The organism is Pseudomonas sp. CHM02 (assembly GCF_000612585.1).
Classification (GTDB): domain Bacteria; phylum Pseudomonadota; class Gammaproteobacteria; order Pseudomonadales; family Pseudomonadaceae; genus Aquipseudomonas.
Genome location: NZ_JFCA01000001.1, coordinates 58,283 through 83,360 on the forward strand (window position 1 = coordinate 58,283; position 25,078 = coordinate 83,360).

Genomic DNA, 25,078 nt, shown 5'->3' on the forward strand with positions numbered 1-25,078 from the left:
CGTAATCAATAAAAAGCCCCGCCTGATCACTCAGGCGGGGCTTTTTAGTCGCTGCGGGAATCAGGCGAGAGGCTTGCTCTCGTGTTCTGCTTCCTGTGCTGCGGCAGCAGCGGCGGCGGCTTCAGCTTCCTTGCGACGACGACGCACTTCTCGTGGGTCGTTCGGTGCACGGCCGTTTTCGGTCAGGGCGCTGACCGGTGCGGCCTCAACCACTGGCGCGGCAACTTCGGCAACCACCGGCGCTTCAACCACTGGCGCAGGTTCAACGACCGGGGCAGGCTCAACCACAGGGGTTGGCTCGGCAATCACGACTTCGGCAACCGGTGCTGGCGCTGGCGCTTCTTCTGCCACTGGGGCAGGTTCTGGCGCTTCAACCGGAGCGACAGGCTCGGCAGTCCATTGGAAGGCGGTTTGTTCTTCACGAACTTCGCGTACTTCTGGAGCCGCTTCGACGGCCGGTGCTTCAACTACCGCTTCAACCACAGGCTGAGGCTCAACCACCGGTGCGGCTTCAACCGCTGCCACTTCAACTTCTGGCTGGGCTTCTTGAGCCGGAGCAACTTCCACTTCCGGAACAACCGGCGCTTCGATTGGGGTGGTGGCTTCGACAACAGGCGCTTCGACAACCGGTGCTTCTACGACTGGCGCTTCAGCAACAGGCGCTTCAACGGCTGGCGTCTCGGCAACAGGTGTTTCCACGGTGACGGTTTCTTCGACAGCAGCGGTGGCACGTTCAGCCTGCTCGTGAGCCTGGGCTTCAGCCGGTGCGCTGATGACCGAGCTGGCAACGGCAGCGGTAACGGCCAGGCCAGCCGCCAGTTCGGCGCCAGTCGGTTCGCTGGTAGCAGCGGCTTCTGCGTTTTCGCCGGTCTCTTCCGAGCCTTCGATCACGTTGCCGTTGGCATCACGTTGACGCTCGCGACGGTTGCTGCGACGACGCTGGCCACGGGAGCGGCGGCGTGGACGATCGCCTTCGGCGCCTTCCTGACCGTCTTCCTGCAGTTGCTCTTCGCCGGTCAGCACTTCTTCTTCGCTGGCAGCCGCGGCCTGTTCGGCACGTGGTTGACGCTCTTCACGCGGTGCGCGAGGTTGACGTTCTTCACGTGGCGCACGCTCTTCACGCGGCTGGCGGGCCGGACGCTCTTCAGCGGCGACGGCAGCACCGGCAACGGCTGGTGCGGCGTCCAGCGGCTCGCGCAGTTCACGCACGCGCTCTTCACGCTCGCCACGTGGCTTGCGATCTTCACGCGGGGCGCGTGGAGTGCGTGGAGCGCGCTCTTCACGCGGTGCACGTTCTACGGTCGGGGTTTCTTCACGGGCTTCGCGAGGCGCACGCTCTTCACGTGGTGCGCGTTCTTCACGCGGAGCACGTTCTTCGCGCGGCTTGCGCTCTTCGTCACGACGACCGTTGCGGTTACGGCTTTGCTGGCGACCGTTGCGACGCTCTTCGTTGCGCGCAGGGCGCTCGGAGGCAGGTTTTTCAACCACAACCGGCGCTGCGGGCTCTTCCTTGGTGGCGAACAGGCTGACCAGCGACTTCACCAGGCCTTTGAACAGGCTTGGCTCAGGCAGGGCGGCCGGCGCGGCAACCGGAGCTGCCGCTTCGGTCGGAACCGGTGCGTTGGCGCGGGCTGGCGCGGTCTTGACCGCGGCTTCCTGGCGAACCAGGGTGCGGGTCGCGGCGGCTGGCTGGACTTCTTCCACTTCGGCGGCGGCAGCGGCGATTTCGTAGCTGGACTGGCCGCTGTGGGCTTCCGGACTGTCATCACGCAGGCGCTGCACTTCGAAGTGCGGTGTTTCGAGGTGATCGTTCGGCAGGATGACGATACGGGCACGGGTGCGCAGTTCGATCTTGGTGATCGAGTTGCGTTTTTCGTTGAGCAGGAACGCTGCGACCGGGATCGGCACTTGTGCGCGGACTTCGGCAGTGCGGTCTTTCAGGGCTTCTTCTTCGATCAGGCGCAGGATCGCCAGGGACAGCGATTCAACGTCACGGATGATGCCGGTGCCGTTGCAACGCGGGCAGACGATGCCGCTGCTTTCACCCAGGGATGGGCGCAGGCGCTGGCGGGACATTTCCAGCAGGCCGAAACGCGAGATACGGCCGACTTGCACGCGGGCACGATCCGCTTCCAGGCATTCGCGGACTTTCTCTTCCACGGCGCGCTGGTTCTTGGCCGGAGTCATGTCGATGAAGTCGATCACGATCAGGCCGCCGATGTCACGCAGGCGCAGCTGGCGGGCGATTTCTTCAGCCGCTTCCAGGTTGGTCTGCAGTGCGGTTTCTTCGATGTCGCTGCCTTTGGTCGCACGCGCCGAGTTGATGTCGATGGACACCAGGGCTTCGGTCGGGTCGATCACAATGGAGCCACCGGAAGGCAGTTCGACCACGCGCTGGAAGGCGGTCTCGATCTGGCTTTCGATCTGGAAACGGTTGAACAGCGGGACGCTGTCTTCGTACAGCTTGATCTTGCTGGCGTACTGCGGCATCACCTGGCGGATGAAGGTCAGGGCTTCGTCTTGGGCTTCAACGCTGTCGATCAGCACTTCGCCGATGTCCTGGCGCAGGTAATCGCGGATGGCGCGGATGATCACGTTGCTTTCCTGGTAGATCAGGAACGGCGCGGAACGATCCAGGGACGCTTCTTTGATGGCGGTCCACAGTTGCAGCAGGTAGTCGAGGTCCCACTGCATTTCTTCGCTGCTGCGGCCCAGGCCGGCAGTGCGAACGATCAGGCCCATGTCGGCCGGTGCGATCAGGCCGTTCAGCGCTTCACGCAGTTCGTTGCGCTCTTCGCCTTCGATGCGGCGGGAAATGCCGCCGGCACGTGGGTTGTTCGGCATCAGGACCAGGTAGCGGCCAGCCAGGCTGATGAAGGTGGTCAGGGCGGCGCCCTTGTTGCCACGTTCTTCTTTTTCGACCTGGACGATGACTTCCTGGCCTTCGCTCAGGACGTCCTTGATGTTCACGCGGCCTTCGGGGGCTTTCTTGAAGTATTCGCGGGAGATTTCTTTGAGGGGCAGGAAGCCGTGGCGCTCGGAGCCGAAATCGACAAAGGCAGCCTCAAGGCTTGGTTCGATGCGAGTAATACGGCCTTTATAGATGTTGGCCTTCTTTTGCTCGCGTGCACCGGATTCGATGTCCAGGTCATAGAGGCGCTGGCCATCTACCAGTGCAACACGCAACTCTTCGGGTTGAGTTGCGTTAATCAGCATTCTTTTCATGTTGTACCGTCGGTTTCCGGGCTGCCGGAAACGGCGTTCGGCACACACGACTTCTCACGGTCGGTGTCAGGTGCGTCAAGAGTGGTTGGCCACTCCAGTGTCCAGCAAACACCAGCCAATTGGGCCGGTATCGCGACGGACGCGTCCTGCTTGTTAGCGGTGGTGACAAAGGCACCACTTCAACAAAAGCTAAGGTCAGGAGGAGGAATCAACCGGCGACAGTGGACGAGATGAAGCGTCTAAATATAAGCCTAGTGCTACACGGTCCGACGGTTGTGCATCTCCACCCTACACGTATCCCTGATAATTCGGGTGCTGCCGCGCGCAGAATCCGCAGCGGGTTGGCATTTACCGTGTTCTCCAATGGGGAGTCCACGCTCATGGCTAAACAAGACTAGGTGTGGGCGATTGCGCTCTCACTCAGCTCTTAACAGGCGTTGTTTCCGAAGTATTCGCCGTGGTCTGGTTCAAGACTGACTGCACTTTGTGAACTGGCCGTAAATATCGGCGCAGAACGCGAGTATTCACTCTGCTTTCTGCACTCGCTTCAGGCCTCATGTCACCTGCGCTTGTTACAATCTTGAGCCTTCCAGGGTGGCGAAAGCCCCGTAGGACGGCCTCGCGTCCTGATGAATTGCGATGGTCAGGGCCGGCAGTTTGCCGCATGTCCTCTGTCCAGGCCGCTTTTGGCGGCGTTCGCGACTATAGCAGCAATGATTAAGTGCTTCAATTCCATAAAAAATTGTTATCATCGCCGCCATGACGACTACCGCCCCCCAGACCCCCAGCGTCCAGCTGCTCGAGGTCTCGCCGGAATATGCCGGCCAACGCATCGACAATTTTCTCCTGGCCAGGCTCAAAGGCGTGCCCAAGACCTTGATTTACCGCATCTTGCGTAAAGGTGAAGTGCGGGTGAACAAGGGCCGGATCAAGCCCGAGTACAAGTTGCAGGCGGGCGATATCGTTCGCGTGCCGCCGGTGCGCGTGCCTGAGCGTGATGAGCCTGTGCCATTGGCGCAGGGCTTGTTGCAGCGCCTTGAAGCCTCGATTGTCTTCGAAGACAACAAGCTGATCGTGATCAACAAGCCCTGTGGCATTGCGGTTCACGGCGGCAGCGGCCTGAATTTCGGTGTGATCGAAGCCTTTCGTCAGTTGCGCCCGGACGCCAAGGAGTTGGAGTTGGTCCACCGCCTGGACCGCGACACTTCCGGCCTGCTGATGATCGCCAAGAAGCGCAGCATGCTGCGCCACCTGCACACCGCCCTGCGTGGCGATGGCGTGGACAAGCGCTACATGGCACTGGTACGCGGTAACTGGGCCAGTTCCGTCAAGAGCGTCCGCGCGCCATTGCAGAAGAGCAACCTGCGTTCCGGCGAGCGCATGGTGGAGGTGGACGAGGAGGGCAAAGAAGCCCTGACCCTGTTCAAGGTCCTGCGCCGTTTCGGTGACTTTGCCACCATGGTCGAGGCCAAGCCGGTGACCGGCCGTACCCACCAGATTCGCGTGCACACCCTGCATGCAGGCCACTGCATCGCTGGCGATACCAAATACGGCGACGAGGATTTCTCCAGGGAAATCCGTGACCTGGGCGGCAAGCGCCTGTTCCTGCACGCCTACATGCTCACTGTGCCGCTGCCCGATGGCGGCGAATTGAAGCTGCAGGCGCCGGTCGATGAGATGTGGGCCAAGACCGTGGAGCGTTTGAGTGTCGCACCTTGATTACAAACTGCTGATTTTCGATTGGGACGGTACCCTGGCCAACTCCATTGGCCGGATTGTCGAATCGATGCACGCGGCGTCGACCCGCTCGGGATACGCGCTGTGCACGGATCATGCGGTCAAGGGCATCATCGGCCTCGGCTTGCCTGAGGCCATTCGCACCTTGTACCCCGAGATCAGCGACGCCGAGCTGGCTGCATTCCGAGATCACTACGCCGATCACTACATTGCCCTGGAGGCTACGCCTTCGCCGCTGTTCGATGGTGTGGTGCAGTCCCTGGACGCCTTGCGGGCCGGCGGTTATCAGCTGGCGGTCGCCACCGGCAAGGCCCGTCGCGGGCTGGACCGGGTGCTCAAGGCCCATGGCTGGGAAGATTATTTCGATATCACCCGTGCCGCCGATGAAACTGCCAGCAAGCCTCACCCTCTGATGCTGGAGCAGATCCTGGCCCACTGCGGTGTGTCGCCACGCCAGGCGTTGATGGTGGGCGATGCTTCCTTCGACCTGATGATGGCGCGCAATGCAGGCATGGACAGCGTTGCGGTCAGCTACGGCGCCCAGGCGGCCGAGGCCTTGCAGCAATATGAGCCCAGGCTGACGATTGATCATTTTTCCGAATTGCAGGCCTGGCTCGGCCGGGCCCAATAAGTCTTTGCTGGGGTTGATGGCATGAGTGACGAGTGGAAAGCGCCCGAAAAGGCTGAAAGCAGTGATGACAAAAGCTGGAAGCTGCTGGAGAAAACCCTCCTGGCCAGCGTCCAGGAACAGCGCCGTGCGCGGCGTTGGGGGATTTTCTTCAAGCTGCTGACCTTTACCTGGCTCATCGCCATGCTGGTGCTGTTCAGTCCGCTGATGGACATGGAAAAAAGTGCCACCCGTGGCGCCAACTACACCGCCCTGATCGAAGTGCGCGGGGTGATTGCCGACAAGGAATCCGCCAGCGCCGACAATATCGTCAGCAGCCTGCGCGCTGCATTCGAGGATCCCAAGGTCAAGGGTGTGATCCTGCGCATCAATAGCCCGGGCGGCAGTCCGGTGCAGTCGGGTTATGTGTATGACGAGATTCGCCGTCTGCGAGGCCTGCACCCGGATACCAAGCTGTATGCGGTGATTTCCGACCTGGGCGCTTCCGGCGCCTATTACATCGCCAGTGCTGCTGACCAGATCTACGCCGACAAGGCCAGCCTGGTGGGCTCTATTGGTGTAACGGCGGCGGGCTATGGGTTTGTCGGCACCATGGAGAAACTGGGCGTGGAGCGCCGCACCTACACCTCGGGTGAGCACAAGGCGTTTCTTGATCCATTCCAGCCGCAAAAAGCGGATGAAACCCAGTTCTGGCAGGGCGTGCTCGACACCACCCATCGCCAGTTCATCGCCAGCGTGAAGCAAGGGCGCGGTGATCGCCTGAAGGATAAGGACCACCCGGAGCTGTTCTCCGGCCTGGTGTGGTCGGGCGAGCAGGCATTGCCGCTGGGCTTGATCGATGGCCTGGGCAGTGCCAGTTCGGTGGCGCGGGACGTGATTGGCGAGAAGGAATTGGTGGATTTCACGGTTGAGGAATCGCCGTTCGATCGCTTCTCCAAGCGACTCGGTGCCAGCGTGGCGGAGAAGCTGGCGTTTTACATGGGCTTCCAAGGCCCATCCCTGCGCTGACATCCTGAGGCTGATATAGCTCAAAATGTGTGCGGGCTTGCTCGCGAAGGCGGTGGGTCAGGCACAGATGTATTGACTGATGCGCCGCCTTCGCGAGCAAGCCCGCATTTGGTTATGCGTTGTTCTCAGGGGATTTGCACGCCTTCGGCCAGCAGCATGTCGACCAGCCGAATCAGCGGCAAACCTATCAGGCTGGTCGCATCCGGTCCTTCGGTACTCTGGAACAGGCTCACACCCAGCCCTTCGGCCTTGAAACTGCCCGCGCAATCATACGGCTGCTCGATCCGCAGGTAGCGCTCGATGCGTTCAGCGTCCAGTTCGCGCATGTGCACGGTAAACGGTACGCAGTCGACCTGGCAGTGTCCGGTCTCGGTGTTGAGCAGCGCCAATCCGGTGAGGAAGCTGACACGCTTGCCGCTGGCGGCCAACAGCTGTTCACGGGCATTCTCGGAGGTGTGGGGCTTGCCGATGATCCGGCCTTCGAGCGCGGCCACCTGGTCGGAACCGATAATCAAATGCCCTGGATGGCTGGTGGCCAGGGCGCGGGCTTTCTGTTCGGCCAGGCGCTTGACCAGCTCGATGGCGGGTTCATTTGCACGGTGGCTTTCGTCGATATCCGGCGAGCTGCAGATGAACGGCAGGTGCAGGCGGCTCAGCAATTCCCGGCGATAAACCGAGCTGGATGCGAGTAATAAAGGCAGCATGGGCGTCTCCTCAAGGCAGCGGGGGATTCTAGCGGGGCGACCGGCTGACGCACAGGGCCGAATTTCCTTTGACATGGCCGGGTGCATCCCTATAATGCTGCGCCTATGTTGAATGACCCGATTCCACCTCACGTTGACCCGCGCAAATTGGCTGATCGTGGCACTTCCCTTCAAGGTGAGTTGCTGCTGGCCGATTTGGAGAGACTCTGCGACCCGCTTTCCGACACTGTCGGTACGGTGCAGGCCAAATTCGTTTTTGAACGAGATGAACGTAAATCTGTGGTCATTCACAGCTTTATCGACACCGAAGTCAAAATGGTTTGCCAGCGTTGTCTTGAGCTGGTCACCCTGCCGATCCACAGCGAGTGCAGTTATGCTGTGGTGAAGGAGGGTGCGAATACCCAGTCGTTGCCGAAAGGTTATGACGTGCTGGAACTGGGCGAAGATCCTTTGGATCTGCATGCACTGATCGAGGAGGAGCTTCTGCTCGCCTTGCCCATTGTGCCTGCTCATCATCCGGAAGAATGCCAGCAGCCGGCGGGCCTCGATGACGAGCCCGAACCGAGCGAGGACGAGGTAACGCGGTCCAACCCGTTCAGTGTATTGGCGCAGTTAAAGCGTGACCCAAACGTTTAGGAGTTAATCAATTATGGCTGTTCAGCAGAACAAAAAATCCCGCTCCGCCCGTGACATGCGCCGTTCGCACGACGCTCTCGAGGCTAGCACCCTGTCCGTAGAAAAGACCACCGGTGAAGTTCACCTGCGTCACCACGTATCGCCAGAAGGCGTATACCGTGGCCGTAAAGTGATCGACAAGGGCGCTGACGAGTAATCACTTGTCTGCTCTAGTCATCGCGATAGACGCAATGGGCGGGGACTTCGGTCCCCGCAGCATTGTTCAGGCCTGCATTGCCAGCCTGTCTGCAACACCCTCGCTGCACCTGACCCTTGTCGGTCAACCCTCCTTACTTGAAGAACTGATTGCCAGCCATCCGGCGGTGGATCGCGCGCGCCTGACGATTACGCCGGCCAGCGAAACCATCAGCATGGATGACAAGCCGGCGGCAGCCCTGCGGGGCAAACCTGACTCTTCGATGCGGGTGGCCCTGGAACTGCTGCGTGATGGCAAGGTTCAGGCCTGTGTCAGTGCCGGCAATACCGGGGCCCTGATGGCGTTGTCGCGGTTTGTGCTCAAGACGTTGCCCGGCATTGACCGACCCGCGATGGTGGCGGCGATTCCGACGCAGAAAGGCTATTGCCAGTTGCTGGACCTGGGCGCGAACGTCGATTGCAGCGCCGAGCACCTGCTCCAGTTCGCCGTGATGGGCTCGGTGGCCGCCGAAGCGCTTGGCGTGGCACGGCCGCGCGTTGCGTTGCTGAATATCGGCACTGAAGACATCAAGGGCAACCAGCAGGTCAAGCTCGCCGCCACCTTGCTGCAAGGTGCGCGCGGCTTGAACTACATCGGTTTTGTCGAGGGTGATGGCCTTTATCGTGGCGAAGCGGACGTGGTGGTGTGCGACGGATTTGTCGGCAATATCCTGCTCAAATCCAGCGAAGGCCTGGCGACCATGATCGCCACGCGTATCGAGGCGTTGTTCAAGCAGAACCTGGCGTCGCGCCTGGTCGGGGCCCTGGCGCTGCCATTGATGCGCCGTCTGCAGGCTGACCTGGCCCCGGCGCGGCATAATGGCGCGAGTTTTCTGGGGTTGCAGGGCATCGTGGTAAAAAGCCATGGTTCGGCCGGCGTCGAGGGCTTTCAAAGCGCGATTGCGCGGGCCCTGATCGAGATCCAGGAAAACCTGCCGCAACGCTTGCACGGCCGTCTCGAGGACCTGTTGCCTTAGGCGAATCGGCCCGGGAGTGCTTAAATGTGACCGGCCAGTTCAATTGACCATCCAATCTGTCAGTTTCGTGCGCTCCCACCGTAGGAGTGCGCATTTTTGACGACCAGATCATTAGGGGCTTGTTACATGTCTACATCCCTCGCATTCGTCTTTCCAGGGCAGGGTTCGCAGTCCCTCGGCATGTTGGCCGAACTGGGCGCGCAGCATCCGCTGATCCTGGACACCTTCAAGGAAGCTTCCGACGCCCTGGGTTATGACCTGTGGGCACTGACCCAGCAGGGGCCGGAAGAGCAACTCAATCAAACCGATAAAACCCAGCCGGCCATCTTGACCGCTTCGATCGCCCTGTGGCGCTTGTGGCTGGCGGAAGGCGGCGCGCGCCCGGCATTCGTGGCCGGTCACAGCCTGGGCGAATACAGCGCGCTGGTGGCGGCGGGCAGCCTGACCCTCGGTGAAGCGGTCAAGCTGGTCGAGCGTCGTGGCCAGTTGATGCAAGAGGCCGTTCCGGCCGGGCAGGGCGGCATGGCCGCGATCCTGGGCCTGGACGATGCTGTTGTGATTGAGGCGTGTGCCGAAGCGGCCCAGGGCGAAGTGGTCAGTGCGGTAAACTTCAACTCCCCTGGTCAAGTAGTGATCGCCGGTGCCAAGGCTGCGGTCGAGCGGGCCATCGAAGGCTGCAAGGCCCGTGGTGCCAAGCGCGCCTTGCCGTTGCCGGTGAGCGTGCCGTCGCACTGCGAGCTGATGCGTCCGGCGGCCGAGCGCTTTGCCGAGTCCATCGCCGCCATCAATTGGCAGGCGCCGCAGATCCCGTTGGTGCAGAACGTCAGCGCCGCCGTGGCGGCCGACCTCGACACCCTCAAGCGCGACCTGCTGGAACAGCTCTACAAGCCCGTACGCTGGGTTGAATCGGTCCAGACCCTGGCTGCCAATGGCGCCACCGAGTTGGTCGAGTGCGGCCCGGGCAAAGTCCTGGCCGGCCTCAACAAGCGTTGCGCCGACGGTGTGTCGACCGCCAACCTGAATACCCCGGATGCCTTCGCTGCCGCTCGCGCGGCACTGGCCTGATTTCCGCACTTAGGAGAAGCCTGCATGAGTCTGCAAGGTAAAGTTGCACTGGTCACCGGCGCAAGCCGTGGCATTGGCCAGGCCATCGCCCTGGAACTGGGCCGTCAGGGCGCCGTTGTGATCGGCACCGCCACTTCCGCTTCGGGCGCCGAGCGTATCGCTGCGACCCTGAAGGAAAACGGCGTTCAAGGCACCGGCCTTGAGCTGAACGTGACCAGCGATGAGTCTGTAGCTGCCGTACTGGCCGAGATCACCGCACAGTTCGGCGCGCCGGCGATTCTGGTAAATAACGCCGGCATCACTCGCGATAACCTGATGATGCGCATGAAAGACGACGAGTGGTACGACGTGGTCGACACCAACTTGAACAGTCTGTTTCGCCTGTCCAAGGGCGTTTTGCGTGGCATGACCAAGGCGCGCTGGGGCCGAATTATCAATATTGGCTCCGTAGTGGGTGCCATGGGCAACGCAGGCCAAGTAAACTACGCCTCCGCCAAGGCCGGTCTGGAAGGTTTCAGCCGTGCACTGGCGCGTGAAGTCGGCTCGCGGTCGATTACGGTCAACTCGGTGGCCCCAGGGTTCATCGACACCGATATGACCCGCGAACTGCCGGAAGCACAGCGTGAAGCCTTGCTGACGCAGATTCCGCTGGGCCGTCTGGGCCAGGCTCAAGAGATCGCGAATGTGGTCACTTTCCTGGCATCCGACGGTGCGGCATACGTGACTGGGGCTACAATCCCGGTGAACGGCGGGATGTACATGAGTTAAATTGTGACGGATCGCTTCAAAAAAATGTCATACGAGCTGTCTAAAATCCGTTATAAAGCTGCAACTTAATTTATAGGCAGGTGGCCGACCGGGTACTGGGTGAAGCTTTCAGTTGAAAAGCTGAAAAGGCTTTCTATACACTTACCCACTGGCCAGCTGCCTGAATTTGTCCATTAGGAGTTAAACAAGGTATGAGCACCATCGAAGAGCGCGTCAAGAAAATCGTCGCCGAGCAACTGGGCGTTAAAGAAGAAGAAGTGGTCAACACTGCTTCCTTCGTAGAAGACCTGGGTGCCGATTCCCTTGACACCGTTGAGCTGGTGATGGCTCTGGAAGAGGAATTCGAGACCGAAATCCCGGACGAAGAAGCTGAAAAAATCACTACTGTTCAAGCTGCTATCGACTACGTTACTAGCCACCAGGCGTAATAGTTTGTAGTCGTCGCTTGCTGTCAGGGAAAAACCGCACTGCTGTAACGGCGTGCGGTTTTTTCTTTAGCCCTGATGAAAAGTGAGCGTTGAAGCAAAAGTGTCGTCATTAGAAAAAGGAGAGTGCTGTGTCGCGTAGACGCGTCGTAGTCACCGGTATGGGTATGTTGTCGCCACTGGGCACGGATGTGCCAAGCAGTTGGCAGGGCATTCTGGCTGGCCACAGTGGTATCGGTCTGATCGAACACACGGACCTTTCTGCCTATTCCACCCGTTTTGGCGGCTCGGTAAAGGGTTTCAATGTCGAGGAATATCTCTCGGTAAAAGAGTCCCGCAAACTCGACCTGTTCATTCAATACGGCCTGGCAGCCGGTTTTCAGGCAGTGCGTAACGCCGGCCTGGAAGTCACCGACGCCAACCGTGACCGCATCGGCGTGGCCATGGGTTCGGGTATTGGCGGTTTGACCAATATCGAAGAAACCAGCCGCACGTTGCACGATTCCGGCCCTCGTCGAATTTCACCGTTCTTCGTCCCGGGCTCGATCATCAATATGATTTCCGGTTTCCTGTCCATCCACCTGGGCGCACAGGGACCTAACTACGCCATCGCCACCGCGTGCACCACCGGCACGCATTGCATTGGCATGGCGGCACGCAACATCGCCTATGACGAAGCCGACGTGATGATCGCCGGCGGCGCCGAAATGGCCGCCTGCGGACTGGGCATGGGCGGTTTCGGCGCGTCCCGTGCACTATCGACCCGCAACGACGAACCCACCCGTGCCAGTCGTCCGTGGGACAAAGGCCGTGACGGCTTCGTACTGTCCGACGGTGCCGGAGCCCTGGTGCTGGAAGAGTTGGAGCACGCCAAGGCGCGTGGCGCGACTATCTACGCCGAGCTGATCGGTTTTGGCATGAGCGGCGACGCCTACCACATGACCTCGCCTCCGTCCGACGGTGCCGGTGCTGCACGTTGCATCACCAACGCCTTGCGCGATGCCAAGGTCAATCCGGATCAGGTGCAGTACATCAACGCCCATGGCACGTCGACCCCGACGGGTGATCTGGCGGAGGCCGAAGCCATCAAGTCGGTGTTCGGCGAGCATGCCTACAAGCTGGCGGTCAGCTCCACCAAGTCCATGACCGGCCACTTGCTGGGTGCGGCGGGCGCGGTCGAAGCGATCTTCAGCGTCATGGCCATCAAGGACCAGGTCGCTCCGCCGACCATCAACCTGGATGAGCCGGATGAAGGCTGCGACTTGAACTTCGTGCCTCACGAAGCGCAGCAGATGCCGATCGACGTGGTGATCTCCAACTCGTTCGGTTTTGGCGGCACCAACGGCTCCCTGGTGTTCCGCCGGTTCGCCGAGTGATGCGCAGCTGGGTCGACGGTCAGCCAGCGGACAGCGTGCCCCTGAAAGATCGCGGCCTGGCGTATGGCGATGGGCTGTTCGAAACCATCGCCGTCAGGGGCGGGCAGCCCGTGTTGCTCGACCGCCACCTGCACCGCCTCGATGAGGGGTGCAGGCGCCTCGCCTTGGTTGCGGATCATGCATTGATCCGCAGCGAAGTGCTGGCCTATGCCGCCGCCCTCGGCGACGGTGTCCTCAAATTGATCCTGACCCGTGGCGACAGCCTGCGCGGTTACGGCATCAACCTTGGCGCACCGGTGCGCCGCATCTTGCAGGGCAGTCCGCCCGCCACCTATCCCCACGCCCATGGAGACGACGGCATCCGCCTGTTTCCATGTGCCACTCGCTTGGCCGAGCAGCCATTGCTGGCCGGTCTCAAGCACCTCAATCGCCTGGAACAGGTGATCGCCCGCGCCGAATGGCAGGACACCGAACATGCCGAAGGCTTGATGCTGGATCTGTCTGGACGCGTCATCGAGGGGGTATTCAGCAATGTATTCCTGGTGCGCAACGGCTTGTTACTAACCGCTGATCTGACGCGTTGCGGGGTGGCCGGGGTGATGCGCGCCGAGATCCTGGCCCAGGCACACACCCTGGGCATCCCGGTGGCCGTGGCCGACATCGATCTTGAGCAGTTGCAGCAAGCCGACGAAGTCTTTGTGTGCAACAGCGTTTATGGCATTTGGCCGGTGCGCGGGTACGCTGCGATGAGCTGGTCGGTTGGGCCGCTCACCCGTAAACTGCAGGGCATTGTTCGCGCGCTATTGGAAATTTGAGTTGATACGAAAACTGGTTGTACTGCTGCTGATCGGTCTGTTCTCGGCGGCTTTGCTGTTGGGCTATTCGGCCTGGAAGTTCGACGCTGCCTTGAAGCAGTCCTTGAACCTGACCCAGGAGCAATTGCTCGACGTGCCGGCAGGGGCGACCCCCACCGGCACCTTCAATCGCCTGGAAGCCGACGGCGTGCTCGAAGGCGCCTTCTGGTTGCGCCTTTACTGGCGCTTCAACCTCGATGGCCAGCCGTTGCACAGTGGCGAATACCGCATGACGCCCGGCATGACGGCGCAGGGCCTGATCGGGCTGTGGCAGCGCGGCGAAGTGGTGCAATACAGCCTCACCCTGGTCGAAGGCTGGAACTTCCGCCAGGTGCGCTCGGCCCTGGCCAAGCATGAAAAGATCGTGCAGAGCCTTTCGGGCCTCAGTGACAGTGAAGTCATGGACAAGCTCGGTCATCCCGGCGTGTTTCCCGAAGGGCGGTTCTTCCCGGATACCTACCGCTTCGTGCGTGGCATGACCGACGTCGAATTCCTGAAGAAAGCCTATAACCGCCTGGACGATGTACTTGCCCAGGAGTGGAGCAAGCGTGTCGCCGATGCGCCGTACACCGACCCTTATCAAGCGCTGATCATGGCCTCCCTGGTCGAGAAAGAGACCGGCGTACCCGAAGAACGTGGGCAGATCGCCGGGGTATTCGTGCGGCGCCTGAAGGTCGGCATGTTGTTGCAGACCGACCCGACCGTTATCTATGGCCTGGGCGAGCGCTATAACGGCAAGTTGACCCGCGCTCACCTCAAGGAAGCCAACCCCTACAACACCTACATGGTCGCCGGCCTGCCGCCAACGCCCATCGCCATGGTCGGCCGCGAGGCGATCCATGCCGCGTTGAACCCGGTGCCGGGCAGCAGCCTGTATTTTGTCGCCCGGGGCGACGGCAGCCATATTTTCTCCGATGACCTGGATGCGCATAATGCCGCGGTGCGTGAGTTTCAGCTCAAGCGTCGCGCCGATTACCGCTCCAGCCCGGCACCGGTGGTGAAGCCAGCGGAAGACGCCGCGCCACCGGCCGATGTGCCTGCGCAAGCGCCGGCTGAAAAGCCGGCCGAGCCCGCGCCGGACAACACCGCGCCGCAAAGCCCGCAATAATTCTGACTAAGGACTGCCTGTGACTGGCTTGTTTATTACCCTGGAAGGCCCCGAAGGCGCCGGCAAAAGTACCAACCGCGATTACCTGGCCGAGCGCTTGCGCAGCGAAGGCATCGAGGTGGTACTGACCCGCGAGCCCGGCGGCACGCCGCTGGCCGAGCGTATCCGCGAGGTGTTGCTGGCACCGGGTGAAGAGCAGATGAATCCGGACACCGAGTTGCTGCTGGTGTTCGCCGCGCGTGCCCAGCACCTGGCCGAAGTGATTCGCCCGGCCCTGATGCGCGGTGCCGTGGTGATCTGCGACCGGTTCACCGACTCCACCTATGCCTACCAGGGCGGTGGTCGGGGCCTGTCCCTGGCGCGCATCGCTACCCTGGAAACCTTCGTTCAAGGTGACTTGCGCCCTGACCTGACCCTGGTGTTCGACCTGCCGGTGGAAGTAGGCCTGGCCCGCGCCAGTGCCCGTGGTCGCCTGGACCGTTTCGAGCTGGAAGGCCAGGCCTTCTTCGACGCTGTACGTACTGCCTTCCTTGCACGTGCTGCAGCCGAGCCTGCGCGTTATTACCTGCTGGACGCCGCCCAACCGCTGGCCCACGTGCAGCACGCCATCGATAGCCTGCTGCCAACTCTGCTGGAGCGCGCCCGTGGCTGAAGCCTACCCGTGGCAGGACAGCCTGTGGCAACAACTGGCCGGCCGTGCCCAGCACGCCCATGCCTACCTGCTGCATGGGCCGGTGGGTATCGGCAAGCGTGACCTGGCCGAACGCCTCATGGCCAGCCTGCTGTGCCAGCGCCCGGTCAACCTGGAAGCCTGCGGCGAGTGCAAGTCCTGCCTGTTGCTCAAGGCCGGCAGCCACCCGGATAACTACCTGCTGGAGCCCGAGGAGGCCGACAAGGCGATCAAGGTGGACCAGGTGCGCGACCTTGTCAGCTTCGTGGTGCAGACCGCGCAGATGGGCGGGCGCAAGGTCGTACTGATCGAGCCGGTGGAGGCGATGAACATCAACGCCGCCAACGCCTTGCTCAAGAGTCTGGAGGAGCCGTCCGGCGATACTGTGTTGTTGCTGGTGAGCCACCAGTCCAGCCGCCTGTTGCCGACCATCCGCAGTCGCTGCGTGCAGCAGGCGTGCCCGCTGCCGAGCGAGGCCATGAGCCTCGAATGGCTGGGGTGGGCGTTGCCGGAGTGCACCGAGGGCGAACGCGTCGAGTTGCTGACCCTGGCGGCCGGCTCGCCATTGGCCGCAGTAAAGCTGCAAGCCCAGGGTGTGCGTGAGCAACGCGCGCTGGTGGTGGACGGCGTGAAGAAATTGATCAAGCAGGAAGTGTCCGCCACTCAGTTGGCAGAAACTGCCTGGAAGGACATTCCCCTGCTGTTGCTGTTCGACTGGTTCTGCGACTGGTCGAGCCTGATCCTGCGCTACCAATTGACCCAGGACGAAAACGGCCTGGGCCTGGCGGATATGCGCAAGGTGGTGCAATACCTGGCGCAGAAAAGCGCCCAGGACAAGGTGCTGACAATCCAGGACTGGATCCTCGCCCAGCGCCAGAAGGTGCTCGGCAAGGCCAACCTCAACCGCGTGCTGCTGCTTGAAGCGTTGCTGGTGCAGTGGGTTGGGCTGCTCGGCCGCCGTTAATTTCCGTGGCCGGCGGGTGTATGGTCGGCCAGACACTTTTCGTGACTGAAGTTGTAGATACCTATGCTTGTAGATTCCCATTGCCACCTTGATCGCCTCGACCTTGCCCAGCACGGCGGCTCCCTTGACGCCGCGCTCGAAGCCGCACGCCAGCGTGGCGTAGGGCACTTCCTGTGCATTGGCGTCAGCGCGGAAAATGCGTCCGACGTCAAAGCCCTGGCCGAACGTTACGCCGATGTGGATTGCTCGGTGGGTATCCATCCGCTGGACCTCAAGCCCGGTGAAGCCCCAGCCCTCGACTGGCTGCTGGGTGAACTCAATCACCCGCGCGTCGTGGCCATCGGTGAAACCGGTCTGGATTACCACTACGAGCCTGAAGCCGCCGAGTTGCAGCAGGCCTCGTTCCGCCTGCACCTGCAAGCCGCCCGGCAGACCGGCAAACCGGTGATCGTCCATACCCGTGGCGCCCGCGCCGACACCCTGACCCTGCTGCGCGAAGCCGCGTTGCCGCAGGCCGGTGTGTTGCACTGCTTTACCGAGGACTGGGACATGGCCAAGGCCGCCCTGGACCTGGGCTTCTACATTTCCCTGTCGGGCATCGTCACCTTCCGCAACGCCGACGCCCTGCGCGATGTTGCACGCCAGGTGCCGGCAGACCGCCTGCTGGTGGAAACCGATTCGCCGTACCTGGCGCCGATCCCCCATCGCGGCAAGCCGAACCTGCCCGAGTATGTGCGTGATGTGGCGGATTACCTGGCGATGCTGCGCGGCGAGTCCTACGAACGCTTTGCCGAGCAGACGACCGAGAACTTCAAGCGCCTGTTCCCACTGGCTCACGTAGCCGGCTGAAGCGGGCAAATCGCAGGCAAAAAAAACCCGGGTTCTGGGGGGTGAATCCGGGCTAAGACCATTAGGAGTAAAACAAGGGCACACGGTCCGTTGGTACCCAGGTCGGCGCTTCACTTGGGGGAGATGTCACGCCGACAGTTCAAGTATTGATCAGTATCCGATTCAGTCCAGTCGCGGCTGGTCGTTTTTTAAACAGATTTGGAATACGCGCGCTTCGCTTGAGTTCTCATCAGGCAGGTGCACGGGTGTCGTTGTTGCGTATTATTTCTGACTGATACCCATAAAAACGTTGGCGTATTGAAAGTAAAGTGCGTGACGGGGTCACATAGACATTGCCCAACGACCGTTCAGTCGGGATAATCCCTCGCATCGGGTAAATCGTATCGGCACGTATCCGTTGCCGTGCGTAACCCTCCCCTATATCGACCTCTGCAGACTTCTTCCTCATGCACAAAGAACCCCGTAAGGTCCGTGAGTTTCGCCGCCGTGAGCAGGAAATTCTCGACACCGCGCTCAAGCTGTTCCTCGAACAAGGTGAAGACAGCGTCACCGTCGAGATGATTGCGGATGCCGTGGGTATCGGCAAAGGCACGATCTACAAGCACTTCAAGTCCAAGGCCGAGATTTACCTGCGCCTGATGCTCGACTACGAGCGCGACTTGAACGAGTTGCTGCATTCGGCTGATGTGGACAAGGACAAGGAAGCCCTGTCCCGCGCCTACTTCGAGTTCCGCATGCGTGATCCGCAGCGCTACCGCCTGTTCGACCGCCTGGAAGAGAAGGTGGTCAAGGGCCATCAGGTGCCGGAGATGGTCGAGGAACTGCACAAGATCCGTGCTTCCAACTTCGAACGCCTGACCCTGCTGATCAAGGGCCGCATCAGTGAAGGCAAGCTGGAAGATGTGCCGCCGTATTTCCACTACTGCGCTGCCTGGGCTCTGGTGCACGGCGCCGTGGCGCTGTACCACTCGCCGTTCTGGAGCAATGTGCTGGAGGATCAGGAAGGTTTCTTCCAGTTCCTGATGGACATCGGCGTGCGCATGGGCAACAAGCGCAAGCACAGCGGCGAGCCAGCAGCTATCGAAGCAGCGCCTGCGCAAAACCCTGCCACGTAATGATTTGCTGCCACCCGTAGTACCCCAGGAATATACTCAGGCATGGACTCTTGCTAAAAGCTGATTTTTAAGTCAGCTTTTAGCGCGCCCGAACCATCCTCTGCCGGAGTGATCCATGATCGTTGATCGTCAAGGCAGGCGTTTTCGCAATTTGCGGATCAGCCTGACCTCAGCCTGCAATTACGCGTGTACCTACTGCGTGCCGAACGGCAAGCGGCTGGTGGCTGCCCAGGACGAACTCTCGGCCGAGGCCATGGCCCGTGGCGTGGCTTACCTGATTGAGGCGGCGGGCATCGAGCGCCTGCGTATCACCGGCGGTGAGCCGCTGGTCAGTCCCAAACTGGAAGCCTTCATGGGCGCCGTGGGGGGGATGGGTCTCAGTGACATCAGCCTGACCACCAATGGCCAACTGCTGGCGCGCAAGCTGCCATTGCTGGTGGATGCGGGGATCAAGCGCATCAACGTTTCCCTCGACACGCTGGATGCAGACGCGTTCCGCAGCATCGCCCGTGGCGGCGACCTGGCCACTGTGCTCGACGGCATGGACCAGGCCCGCGCTGCCGGGATCAAGATCAAGGTCAATATGGTGCCGTTGCGTGGCCAGAACCTCGACCAGGTCATGCCGTTGCTCGACTATTGCCTGGCGCGTGGCTACGAGTTGCGCTTCATCGAGTTGATGCGCATGGGGCACCTGGCCAAGGATTCCAATGCGTTCCTGCAGCAGTTTGTCAGCCTTCAGCAGTTGCTCGGCCTGATCGGCGAGCAGTATGAATACCTGCAAGCCAATGCCCCCGTGGACGCCACCGCCGTGCGCTACGAAGTGCCGGGCAAGGGCTTCTTTGGCGTGATCGCCAACGAAAGCGTGCCGTTCTGCCGTACCTGTTCGCGGTTGCGGTTGTCGTCCACGGGCTGGCTGCATGGCTGCCTGTCGTCGAGCAACCGTCACTACGTCGGCGACCTGCTCGACAAACCGCGGCATCAAGCACTGCCGGCGCTGCAAGGCCTGTTGATGAAGGCGTTGGGCGATAAGCAGGAAGTGGCCTTCTCTGGCGGTGCCACTATCATGAAGATCATTGGCGGCTGACGCGATTTCCGAACTCAACATAATCCCCACATTTGGTTTTGCGTCGTCTCTGAATGGCCTGGATTCTGCATCTCACGCCCATTCGCCGGTTTTCCGTCACCGGCTTCTGGAGGATTAGGATGCGTAGTCTGGTGTTGTTGCTGGCGTCGTTGACGCTGAGTGGTTGCATGACCGTCAGCGATATGGCCGAAGGCACCCGTTATCAGATGAGTGATGCCGGCTTGCTGGACCACAGCGATACCCGTCGTACTGCCTCGATTCGCGTGCAGCCGGACTCCTTTATCTTTATCGCCCAGGGCGCCTTCGTGCCACCGGGCAGCGCCTATCCGCGACCGAACGTGGTGGCCGAGGAAGCCTTCAATGGTTTTGTCGAATATTTCCCCATGGTGCGCCGTGCTCGTCAGCCGGAAGGCCTGGAGCAGGCAATGGCCGAAGCCCGTGCGGCGGGGGCTCACTACCTGCTGTACTGCCGCTTCGCCAAGGCTGATGACCGTATCGGCAACGCCGACGAGTGGGCCGATCAGGAAGCCCTGGACCGCGTCGGGCTGGACAGCGGCGTCATCCAGATCATGTTGATCGAGACCAGCACCCAGTATTTGATTGATACTGCCCGTATTCGCAGTCGTGGCGGTTTACTGACGTTTCACGATAACAAGCCACAAGACCTGATTGCCCGCCCGCTGGCGCAGTATGCTCGCGGTCTGTTGGGGATGAGTGATCAGTAAGGACCAGGAGAACCTCATGACCGATTCCGCCAAGGCCAACGACCTGTTGGCCCAACTGCCCAAAGGCAAGGGACCGGCACCGGTGCACCTGTGGAACCCGGACTTCTGCGGCCACATCGACATGCGCATCGCCCGCGACGGCACCTGGTTCTACCAGGGCACGCCGATCGGGCGTAAGCCAATGGTCAAGCTGTTCTCCAACATCATCCGCCGCGATGGCGATGATTACTTTCTGGTCACTCCCGTGGAAAAGGTCGGCATCACCGTCGATGATGCGCCGTTTGTCGCGGTAACCCTGGAAGTCGAAGGGCAGGGTGAAGACCAAGTGCTGCGTTTTACCACCAATGTTGACGACCAAGTCGAAGCCGGCCTGGAACACCCGTTGCGGGTGGTGATCGACCCCGCCACACAGGAACCCGCGCCGTATCTGCGGGTGCGCACCAACCTGGAAGCCCTGGTGCATCGCAACGCCTTCTACCAATTGGTCGAGCTCGCCGTGAGCCGTCCGATCAACGGTCAGAACTGGCTGGGCGTCTGGAGCGGCGGGGAGTTTTTCCCCATTGGCCTGGAGCCTTGAGGCTGGTTTTTTCATCTCCCTGAAATAATTCGCTTGCTGCAAATGGGCGCTTTCGGTTATCAATTTGTACATGATTAGACATGTTCGATTTGATAAGAAAAAACGCGTCGTCGACGAGCTCATCCGCCGTATCGAGGGTGGGGTGATGGCTGACGGTTTCCTGCTGCCGGGCGAGCACCAACTGGCCGAAGAGTTTGCGGTCAGCCGCGGCACCCTGCGCGAAGCCCTCGCTGAACTCAAGCGGCGCAATTACATCGCAACCCAGAGCGGCGTCGGCTCTATCGTCACCTTTGACGGCATGGTGCTCGACCAGCGCAGCGGCTGGGCCCAGGCCCTGGCCGACACCGGTGCGCGGGTGAACACCGATATCCTGTGCCTGGAAGCCGTCACCCGCCCGGACCTGTTGAGCCGTTTCGGCAGCGACCAATTCATCGCCCTCGACCGCCGTCGTCGCACCACCGATGGCACCGCCGTTTCCCTGGAGCGCTCGTTGATGCCCGCCTCCGGAGGCCTGGAGAGCCTGCCGAGCGTGGGCCTGATCGATAACTCCCTGACCATCACCCTGGCCGCCTACGGTTATGTCGGCGCCGAAGGTGACCAATGGATCGGCGCCGAGCCCCTCAGCGACGAAGATGCCGAGCTGCTCGGTCGCCCAGCAGGCACGGTGTTCCTCAAGGCGTCGCGTACCACCTACGACCGTCGCGAGCGTTTCATGGAGCACGTCGAAAGCTTGCTCGACCCACTGCATTTTCGCCTGCACCTCCAGTTTGGACACTCGAAATGACCCCGCACCCTCGCGCCCTCGGCGCCTTTTACGGCCTGGCGTTGGGCGATGCCCTGGGCATGCCGACCCAGTCCCTGAGCCGCGAGCAAGTCCGCGCGCGTTTCGGTGCCATCACCGGCCTGGAAGATGCCGGCGCCGACCAGCCGATCGCGCCGAACATGCCTGCTGGCTCCATCACCGATGACACCGAGCAGGCCATTCTGGTCGGCGAGTTGCTGGTGGAAGGCCAAGGCAAAATCGAACCCACCGTGCTCGCCCAGCGCCTGATCGACTGGGAAGCGGTGATGCGTGCCAAGGGCTCGCAGGACCTGCTGGGACCGTCCACCAAGCGTGCGATCGACATGATCCTCGCCGGGCACACGCCTGAAGAGTCCGGCCGCTACGGCACCACCAACGGCGCGGCAATGCGCATCACCCCGGTGGGGATTGCCGCCGATGTCAGTGATCCCTCGCAGTTTATCCAGGCGGTGATCCAGGCCTGCCAGGTCACCCATAACACCACCCTGGGGATCTCCAGTGCAGCGGCGGTGGCGGCGGTGGTGTCGGCCGGCATCAACGGCGCGGACCTGGGCGAAGCGCTGAACATCGGCACCCAGGTTGCCCAGCAGGCGGAAGGCCACGGTCACTGGATTGCGGGCGGGCGTATTTCCACCCGCATCAGTTGGGCGCGGACCTTGAGCGTCGGCAGCGGCGATAAAGCCCTGTTCGCCGACCTGCTGTACGAATTGATCGGCACCTCCGTCGCTTCCCAGGAGTCGGTGGTGGTGTCGTTTGCCCTGGCCCAGCAAGTGGCGGTGGGCGAGATGAATGCCTTCGAGGCGCTGTGCCTGGCGGCCAGCCTTGGCGGTGACACCGACACCATCGCGGCGATTCTTGGCGCCATGCTCGGTGCGTGCCTGGGCATGCAGTGCTGGCCAGAAGCGCTGATCGAGCAGGTCAAGCAGGTCAACGGCCTGGATCTGCAGCCGCTGGTCGAAGGGCTGCTGATATTGCGCTGAAACCCGTAGGAGCCGGCTTGCCGGCGATAGCGATCGGAGAGTTGGCGCCGCAGTGGCTGGGACACCGCCATCGCCGGCAAGTCGGCTCCTACAAAGGTCGCGTCGAGTCAGGATGACCGGTCAACGCTTTGATTCTCTGCCACAACCACAACAATACAGGCACTTGGAGCACCCCTCATGAGCACGACTTCTTCCGGCCAAAGCGCCGGGCAATTGGAAACACGCGGCATCGAACCGGTTCCTGAAGGCGAGTGCAATGGCCACCCGCTGCAACTGTTCTGGGTGTGGTTCGCGGCCAATATCAGCATCCTCGGCTTGCCGCTCGGCGCAACATTGGTCGCGTTTCGCGGCCTGGCGATCTGGCAGGCGATCATCGTCGCGATCCTCGGCGCCGCCGGTTCCTTCGCCGTAGTGGGCATCATCTCCATCGCCGGCCGTCGTGGCCGTGCGCCGAGCCTGACCCTCTCCCGCGCCATCTTCGGCGTGCGCGGCAATATCGGGCCGACGCTGGTGTCGCTGATGTCGCGCCTGGGCTGGGAAACCGTCAACACCACCACCGCGGCCTTTGTGCTGTTGTCGCTGTGTTCGATCCTGTTCGGGTCGCCGGTCGAGGCAAAAAGCGCACCGGTGCTCACCCTGATCTTCATCGCCATTTTCGTGCTGCTGACCTTGTCGGTATCCGGCCTGGGCCACGCCACTTTGCTGGTGATCCAGAAGTGGGCCACCTATGTGTTCGGCGCCTTGAACATCCTGGTCGGCGGCTTCCTCTGTGCCACCATCGACTGGAGCGCAGTGTTCAATGCCACGCCGGCACCGCTCAGCGCGATGATCATCGGCATCGGCACCATGGCCGCCGGTACCGGTATCGGTTGGGCCAACGCCGGCGCCGACATGTCGCGCTACCAGCACCGCAGCGTCAAGGCTGTGCGCCTGGTGGCCTCCGCCGCGTTTGGCGCGGGGATCCCGCTGGTGTTGCTGATCACCCTCGGCGGCCTGCTGTCGGTTGGCAACAACGACCTGGCCTCGGCCACGGACCCGATCGTCGCGATCCGCGACATGTTGCCGACCTGGATGGCGGTGCCGTACCTGATCACCGCATTCGGCGGGCTGCTGCTGTCCAACAACCTGTCGGTGTACTCGGCGGGCCTCACCACCCTGACGCTCGGCTTGAAGGTCAAGCGCGTGCATGCGGTGATCGTCGACATCGTGGCGATTTTCGCCGGTTCGATTTACTTCATGCTGATCGCCGATAGCTTCTACGGCCCGTTCATCACCTTCATTTCGCTGCTGGCGGTGCCGATCACCGCGTGGGTCGGCATCTTCGTGGTCGACCTGATCCACCGTCACTACTACAGCCCCAAGGACCTGCTGGACGTGAGCCCAAGCAGCGCCTACTGGTATCGCGGCGGTGTGGAGTGGCGTGCGTTCGGTGCCTGGGCCGTGGCGATCGTGCTGGGCTTCAGCTTCACCACCATCGGCACCACCGCCGAAAACATCTGGTTCGCCGGGCCTTTGTCCGACTCCTGGCTGGGCCACAACGGCCTGGGCTGGATCGTCACCTTCCTGGTGGCCGGCGGGATTTACGCGGTACTGGGCGGCGCAGCTGATCGTCGTCCGGCTTTAGTCGAGAGCCCTAATGTCTAGATTGCTGCACACCGGCCAGGTCATCGTCGACCTGGTCATGGCCCTCGATACCTTGCCCTCCACCGGCAGCGACGTGCTGGCGCAATCGGCCAGCTTTGAAGCCGGCGGCGGCTTCAACGTGATGGCCGCCGCTCGGCGCAACGGGCTGCCAGTGGTCTACCTGGGGCGTCACGGTAACGGGCGTTTTGGCGACCTGGCGCGCGCGGCGATGCAAGCCGAAGGGGTGGAAATGGCCCAGACGGCCAGCACCGATAAAGACACCGGTTTGTGTGTATCGCTGACCGAGGCTACCACTGAGCGCACCTTCATTTCCCATATCGGCGCTGAAGGTGACTTGAGTGCCGATGACTTGGCGCGAATGGTTCCGCAAGCGGACGATTACGTGTATGTCAGCGGCTACAGCCTTTTATTGGAAGGCAAGGCGCAGGCATTGCTCGATTGGGTGCTGGCGCTGCCGCGAGCGATCACCGTGGTGTTCGATCCGGGCCCGTTGGTCAAGGCGCCGGATTCGGCGCTGATGATGGCGTTGTTGCCGCGCATCAATATCTGGACCAGTAACGGCCCGGAAGCCCTGGCATTTACCGGAGCGGGTACGTTGGCGGATGCGCTGATCGATCTCAATCGTCACCTGCCCGTTGATGCTTTGCTAGTGGTGCGGGATGGACCGAATGGTTGCTGGGTCAGCCGCAATGGCCAGGCGGAGCATGTGCCGGGTTTCAAGGTAAAAGCGGTGGACAGCAATGGAGCGGGGGATGCCCATGCGGGGGTGTTTATGGCTGGGTTGGCGCACGGCCTGACGCCGTCTCAAGCGGCACGTCGGGCAAATGCAGCAGCTGCGCTCGCCGTAACGCGCTGGGGCCCGGCGACCTCCCCAACCACCGCCGAAGTGGACGCTCTATTAGCTGGCTGAACGCGGACAAAAC

The 25,078-nt window shown here is 61.6% G+C and carries 25 protein-coding genes; 23 read left to right on the forward strand and 2 right to left on the reverse strand.

Translation table 11 applies throughout. The annotated features are described in order from the left end of the window. Window positions 1-60: 60 nt before the first annotated feature. Window positions 61-3,225 (reverse strand): ribonuclease E, encoded by a 3,165-nt coding sequence (gene rne, locus BM70_RS0100265; RefSeq protein WP_218187285.1) that lies wholly within the window; start codon window positions 3,223-3,225, stop codon window positions 61-63. 759 nt (window positions 3,226-3,984) lie between these two features. Here rne and rluC point away from each other — a divergent pair. Genes rluC through BM70_RS0100280 form a run of 3 tightly spaced genes read left to right on the forward strand, consistent with a single transcriptional unit; the run spans window position 3,985 to window position 6,598 of the window. Further along, window positions 3,985-4,944 (forward strand): 23S rRNA pseudouridine(955/2504/2580) synthase RluC, encoded by a 960-nt coding sequence (rluC, locus tag BM70_RS0100270; protein ID WP_025854142.1) that lies wholly within the window; start codon window positions 3,985-3,987, stop codon window positions 4,942-4,944. Further along, on the forward strand, window positions 4,931-5,593 hold the full coding sequence (locus tag BM70_RS0100275; RefSeq protein WP_025854143.1) for an HAD-IA family hydrolase: 663 nt from the start codon (window positions 4,931-4,933) through the stop codon (window positions 5,591-5,593). The genes rluC and BM70_RS0100275 overlap by 14 nt, the downstream gene beginning before the upstream one ends. A 21-nt stretch (window positions 5,594-5,614) precedes the next feature. Further along, window positions 5,615-6,598, forward strand: coding sequence for a S49 family peptidase (locus BM70_RS0100280; RefSeq protein ID WP_025854144.1), 984 nt, complete (start codon window positions 5,615-5,617; stop codon window positions 6,596-6,598). A gap of 125 nt (window positions 6,599-6,723) precedes the next feature. Here the strand turns inward: BM70_RS0100280 and BM70_RS0100285 are convergent, their stop codons facing one another. After that, window positions 6,724-7,302 (reverse strand): nucleoside triphosphate pyrophosphatase, encoded by a 579-nt coding sequence (locus BM70_RS0100285; protein ID WP_025854145.1) that lies wholly within the window; start codon window positions 7,300-7,302, stop codon window positions 6,724-6,726. Between the two features lie 105 nt (window positions 7,303-7,407). Here BM70_RS0100285 and BM70_RS0100290 point away from each other — a divergent pair, with 105 nt between their 5' ends. The 20 genes from BM70_RS0100290 (at window position 7,408) to BM70_RS0100385 (ending at window position 25,065) form a co-directional block, all read left to right on the forward strand. Beyond that, window positions 7,408-7,938 (forward strand): YceD family protein, encoded by a 531-nt coding sequence (locus tag BM70_RS0100290; RefSeq protein ID WP_010566563.1) that lies wholly within the window; start codon window positions 7,408-7,410, stop codon window positions 7,936-7,938. Window positions 7,939-7,951: 13 nt separating this feature from the next. Next, a complete protein-coding gene (rpmF, locus tag BM70_RS0100295) occupies window positions 7,952-8,134 on the forward strand; it encodes a 50S ribosomal protein L32 (protein ID WP_003179396.1) in 183 nt (60 codons plus the stop codon). A 4-nt stretch (window positions 8,135-8,138) separates the two neighbouring features. After that, on the forward strand, window positions 8,139-9,149 hold the full coding sequence (gene plsX, locus BM70_RS0100300; RefSeq protein WP_081782018.1) for a phosphate acyltransferase PlsX: 1,011 nt from the start codon (window positions 8,139-8,141) through the stop codon (window positions 9,147-9,149). A 126-nt stretch (window positions 9,150-9,275) separates the two neighbouring features. After that, window positions 9,276-10,214, forward strand: coding sequence for an ACP S-malonyltransferase (gene fabD / locus BM70_RS0100305; RefSeq protein WP_025854147.1), 939 nt, complete (start codon window positions 9,276-9,278; stop codon window positions 10,212-10,214). A 24-nt stretch (window positions 10,215-10,238) separates the two neighbouring features. After that, complete coding sequence (gene fabG / locus BM70_RS0100310; protein WP_005790544.1) at window positions 10,239-10,982, forward strand: 3-oxoacyl-ACP reductase FabG; 744 nt, start codon at window positions 10,239-10,241, stop codon at window positions 10,980-10,982. A gap of 191 nt (window positions 10,983-11,173) precedes the next feature. Further along, entirely contained in the window at window positions 11,174-11,410 is a 237-nt protein-coding gene (acpP, locus tag BM70_RS0100315; protein ID WP_003175607.1) for an acyl carrier protein, read from the forward strand. 128 nt (window positions 11,411-11,538) lie between these two features. Continuing rightward, the gene (gene fabF / locus BM70_RS0100320; RefSeq protein ID WP_025854148.1) at window positions 11,539-12,783 is read left to right on the forward strand and encodes a beta-ketoacyl-ACP synthase II; all 1,245 of its coding nucleotides are present in this window, start codon (window positions 11,539-11,541) and stop codon (window positions 12,781-12,783) included. Next, entirely contained in the window at window positions 12,783-13,598 is an 816-nt protein-coding gene (pabC, locus tag BM70_RS0100325) for an aminodeoxychorismate lyase (RefSeq protein ID WP_025854149.1), read from the forward strand. The genes fabF and pabC overlap by 1 nt, the downstream gene beginning before the upstream one ends. A 1-nt stretch (window position 13,599) precedes the next feature. Next, a complete protein-coding gene (mltG, locus tag BM70_RS0100330) occupies window positions 13,600-14,745 on the forward strand; it encodes an endolytic transglycosylase MltG (protein WP_025854150.1) in 1,146 nt (381 codons plus the stop codon). Window positions 14,746-14,764: 19 nt separating this feature from the next. Further along, window positions 14,765-15,397 (forward strand): dTMP kinase, encoded by a 633-nt coding sequence (gene tmk, locus BM70_RS0100335; RefSeq protein WP_025854151.1) that lies wholly within the window; start codon window positions 14,765-14,767, stop codon window positions 15,395-15,397. Next, window positions 15,390-16,379, forward strand: coding sequence for a DNA polymerase III subunit delta' (locus BM70_RS0100340; protein WP_025854152.1), 990 nt, complete (start codon window positions 15,390-15,392; stop codon window positions 16,377-16,379). Before tmk ends, BM70_RS0100340 begins: the two co-directional genes overlap by 8 nt. A gap of 63 nt (window positions 16,380-16,442) precedes the next feature. Then, window positions 16,443-17,228 (forward strand): TatD family hydrolase, encoded by a 786-nt coding sequence (locus tag BM70_RS0100345; RefSeq protein WP_025854153.1) that lies wholly within the window; start codon window positions 16,443-16,445, stop codon window positions 17,226-17,228. A gap of 446 nt (window positions 17,229-17,674) precedes the next feature. Beyond that, window positions 17,675-18,343 (forward strand): TetR/AcrR family transcriptional regulator, encoded by a 669-nt coding sequence (locus tag BM70_RS0100350; protein ID WP_025854154.1) that lies wholly within the window; start codon window positions 17,675-17,677, stop codon window positions 18,341-18,343. 115 nt (window positions 18,344-18,458) lie between these two features. Then, entirely contained in the window at window positions 18,459-19,427 is a 969-nt protein-coding gene (locus BM70_RS0100355; protein WP_025854155.1) for a GTP 3',8-cyclase MoaA, read from the forward strand. A gap of 119 nt (window positions 19,428-19,546) precedes the next feature. Next, window positions 19,547-20,152 (forward strand): DUF4823 domain-containing protein, encoded by a 606-nt coding sequence (locus BM70_RS0100360; protein ID WP_025854156.1) that lies wholly within the window; start codon window positions 19,547-19,549, stop codon window positions 20,150-20,152. A gap of 16 nt (window positions 20,153-20,168) precedes the next feature. Next, complete coding sequence (locus tag BM70_RS0100365) at window positions 20,169-20,729, forward strand: DUF1285 domain-containing protein (RefSeq protein WP_025854157.1); 561 nt, start codon at window positions 20,169-20,171, stop codon at window positions 20,727-20,729. A 70-nt stretch (window positions 20,730-20,799) separates the two neighbouring features. Continuing rightward, on the forward strand, window positions 20,800-21,513 hold the full coding sequence (locus BM70_RS0100370) for a GntR family transcriptional regulator (RefSeq protein ID WP_025854158.1): 714 nt from the start codon (window positions 20,800-20,802) through the stop codon (window positions 21,511-21,513). Continuing rightward, window positions 21,510-22,511 carry an ADP-ribosylglycohydrolase family protein gene (locus BM70_RS0100375; protein WP_025854159.1) on the forward strand — a complete coding sequence of 334 codons (1,002 nt, stop codon included), beginning with the start codon at window positions 21,510-21,512 and terminating at the stop codon, window positions 22,509-22,511. The genes BM70_RS0100370 and BM70_RS0100375 overlap by 4 nt, the downstream gene beginning before the upstream one ends. Before the next feature lie 177 nt (window positions 22,512-22,688). Beyond that, window positions 22,689-24,155, forward strand: coding sequence for a cytosine permease (locus tag BM70_RS0100380; RefSeq protein WP_025854160.1), 1,467 nt, complete (start codon window positions 22,689-22,691; stop codon window positions 24,153-24,155). Then, window positions 24,148-25,065 carry a PfkB family carbohydrate kinase gene (locus BM70_RS0100385; protein ID WP_025854161.1) on the forward strand — a complete coding sequence of 306 codons (918 nt, stop codon included), beginning with the start codon at window positions 24,148-24,150 and terminating at the stop codon, window positions 25,063-25,065. The genes BM70_RS0100380 and BM70_RS0100385 overlap by 8 nt, the downstream gene beginning before the upstream one ends. Window positions 25,066-25,078: the final 13 nt, after the last annotated feature.